The sequence below is a fragment of the Sphingopyxis sp. genome (assembly GCF_035250425.1).
Classification (GTDB): domain Bacteria; phylum Pseudomonadota; class Alphaproteobacteria; order Sphingomonadales; family Sphingomonadaceae; genus Sphingopyxis.
On sequence record NZ_DATFFD010000281.1, the window covers coordinates 1 to 3,064 of the forward strand.

3 protein-coding genes and 1 pseudogene are annotated in these 3,064 nt (G+C 64.9%); all 4 read left to right on the plus strand.

Features of this window, described 5'->3' with window-relative positions:
• On the plus strand, nucleotides 1-496 hold a 496-nt coding region (locus VJ811_RS17085), incomplete at its 5' end, for a PDZ domain-containing protein (protein WP_324074590.1).
• A gap of 122 nt (nucleotides 497-618) precedes the next feature.
• Nucleotides 619-987 (plus strand): annotated as a pseudogene (locus VJ811_RS17090) (VOC family protein).
• A 356-nt stretch (nucleotides 988-1,343) separates the two neighbouring features.
• Entirely contained in the window at nucleotides 1,344-1,640 is a 297-nt protein-coding gene (locus VJ811_RS17095) for a hypothetical protein (protein ID WP_324074592.1), read from the plus strand.
• The coding region (locus tag VJ811_RS17100; RefSeq protein ID WP_414711969.1) for a helicase HerA-like domain-containing protein at nucleotides 1,637-3,064 on the plus strand (1,428 nt) is incomplete at its 3' end. The genes VJ811_RS17095 and VJ811_RS17100, both read left to right, overlap by 4 nt.

Sequence of the window (3,064 nt, forward strand, 5' to 3'; positions counted from 1 at the left end):
GACTTTGTCGTATATCGTCTCGAACACCAAGCCCGGCACGCGCATCCCGCTCGAGATCATCCGCGACGGCAAGCCGATGACGCTCAACGTCCTCGTCGGCACGCGCCCGCCCGAGGAAGAACTGGCTGGCAGCAATTTCGATCCCGAGGCCGAGCAGACCGAACCCGAGGATCCCAGCGGCGCGGCGGACAAGGCGATCCAGGAAGAGCTGGGCCTCGCGGTACAGGTGGTAACGCCCGATATCGCACGCGCGGTGGGTGTCGATGCCGGCACCAAGGGGCTCGTGATCGGCGCCGCATCGGCGAACAGCGACGCGGGCCGCAAGGGGCTGCGCCGCGGCGACGTGATCCTCAGCGTCAACCGCACGCCGGTGACGACAGCCGAGGCGCTTGCCAAGGCGGTCGCCGATGCGAAAAAAGCCGGCCGCGATGCGGTGCTGCTCGAAATCCTGCGCCGCGGCCTTCCGTCTCAGTTCATCGCGATCCGCGTGAAATAGGCTTCGGCTTTTTCGTTCAATGAAGGGGCGCCGCGACCTTCGGGTCCGGCGCCCCTTTTTGTTTGCGCGCCGCGGCTCGTGTTCATATTATGTTCTCATAATATCGAGTCGGGAGAAAGATGATGATTGGCTATGTGACTTTGGGGACCAAGAACCTGGCAAAGGCGGCGGTCTTTTACGACGCCATCGCGGCCGAACTGGGCACCCCGCGGATGATGGAATTCGACGGCTTCATCGCGTGGGGCAAGCCCGGCGGCGGCGCGGGCATCGGCCTGACCAAGCCGTTCGACGGCAATGTCGCGACCGTCGGCAACGGCGTGATGGTCGCGCTGGAGGCAAAGGACAAGGAACAGGTCCACCGCCTCCACGAAATCGCGCTCGCGCATGGCGGCAGCTGCGAAGGCCCTCCGTGACCGCGCGGCGAGGGTTTTTATGCCGGCTATTTCCGCGACCCCGACGGCAACAAGCTCAACGCCTTCATCATGGGGTGATGGGTCGGTGCGGGTGTCGGCTTTGGGGCGGTAAGCGGACGTTCCCTTATCTCGTCATCCCGGACTTGATCCGGGATCCACGGCAGCGCTGAAGTCATGGACCCCGGATCAAGTCCGGGATGACGATGATGGTAAGATCCTCCCTGTGCCGAAGGCATGGGGAGGGGGACCGCCGCGAAGCGGTGGTGGAGGGGTGGCAACCTCGCGTGATAACCCCTCCGTCAGCGCTTCGCGCTGCCACCTCCCCATGGCTACGCCACAGGGAGGATGTCCGCAATCGGTCGTTTTCAGCCATCCCCGGCATCGTTATCCGAAAGACCTTTCCTACAATATTCCGGCATGATCTACTCGGCCGGATGACCCAATGGCCTTATATCGTTGCGTCGAGCGCCTTCATCATGGCGCCACTCCCCGCCCAATCCGCTAAAGCCACAAAAGCCACAATTTCGCCCCGCGCATGCGGGGCTTTTGTGGCTTTAAGCTCTGCGCCGATCTTCGGCCCGCACCGCCCCAAAACGCGATTCCCGTGTGAAGTTCGGCAGTTTTCCGCCCCGCCGCTCGGCATCGGCGAACGCCGCCGGTTTGCCGATTGCCTGACCCGCGCTGCCGCTCTAGACCTCGAAAAAGGCTTTCAAATGGAGGATAGCGGGTGAGCGACGGCAGCACGGCAAGCGAAATCTATATCGGCCTCGGTGGAGGCGGGGCGGCCGATGGCCCACGCCAGTCGCTGGTGCTGAAGCGCGCCAACCGCCACGGGCTGATCGCCGGCGCGACCGGCACCGGCAAGACGGTGACCTTGCAGGGGCTCGCCGAGGGTTTTTCGGCGGTTGGCGTCCCGGTGTTCGTCGCCGATGTGAAGGGCGACTTGGCCGGCATGGCGATGGCGGGCAGCCCGACCGCAAAGACGCACGAGATTTTCGCGGCGCGCGCCGCCGAAATCGGCGACAGCGAATGGGTCTATCGTGACAATCCGGTGATCTTCTGGGACCTGTTCGGCGAACAGGGACACCCCGTTCGCACGACGATTTCCGAGATGGGGCCGCTGCTGCTCGCGCGGTTGATGGGGCTCAACGAAGTGCAGGAGGGCGTGCTCGCGATCGCGTTCCGCGTCGCCGACGAGCAGAATCTGCTCCTCCTCGACCTCGGCGACCTGCAGGCGATGCTGAGCTGGTGCGCCGAAAGCGCCGACGAGCTCACGACCAAATATGGCAATGTGTCGAAAGCGACCGTCGGCACGATCCAGCGCCAATTGCTGACGCTCGAAAGCCAGGGCGGCGCCAATTTCTTCGGCGAGCCCGCGCTCGATATCATGGACATGATCCGCACCGATGAAAATGGCCGCGGCTATGTGAACATCCTCGCCGCCGACAAGCTGATGGCGAGCCCGAAGCTCTACGCGACCTTCCTTCTCTGGATGCTGAGCGAGATGTTCGAGACGCTTCCCGAGGTCGGCGACCCCGACAAGCCGAAGCTCGTCTTCTTCTTCGACGAGGCGCATCTGCTGTTCGACGACGCGCCGCCCGCGCTGACCGAAAAGATCGAGCAGGTCGTGCGCCTGATCCGATCGAAGGGTGTCGGCGTCTATTTCGTCACGCAGAATCCGATCGACGTGCCCGAGGAAGTCGCGGGCCAGCTCGGTAACCGCGTCCAGCACGCGCTGCGCGCCTTCACCCCGCGCGACCAGAAGGCGGTGAAGGCGGCGGCCGACACCTTCCGCCCGAACCCCAAGGTCGATGTCGCGCGCGAGATCACCGAGCTGAAGGTCGGCGAGGCGCTGGTCTCGCTGCTGATGGCCGACGGCGCGCCGTCGCCGGTCGAACGCACCTTGATCAAGCCGCCCTGCTCGCGCGCGGGGCCGCTCGACGCCAAGGAGCGCGCGATCATCAAGTCGATCTCGCCGGTCGAGGGCAAATATGACACCGCCGTCGACCGCGAGAGCGCCGAGGAACTGCTCGCCGCCAAGGCCGAGCAGGCGCAAGCCGCCGCGATCGAGGCCAAGGCGCAGGCCGAGGCCGACAAGCAGGCCGCGATCGCCGCGAAGGAAGAGGCGAAGGTCAAGGCGGCCGAGGAACGCGAA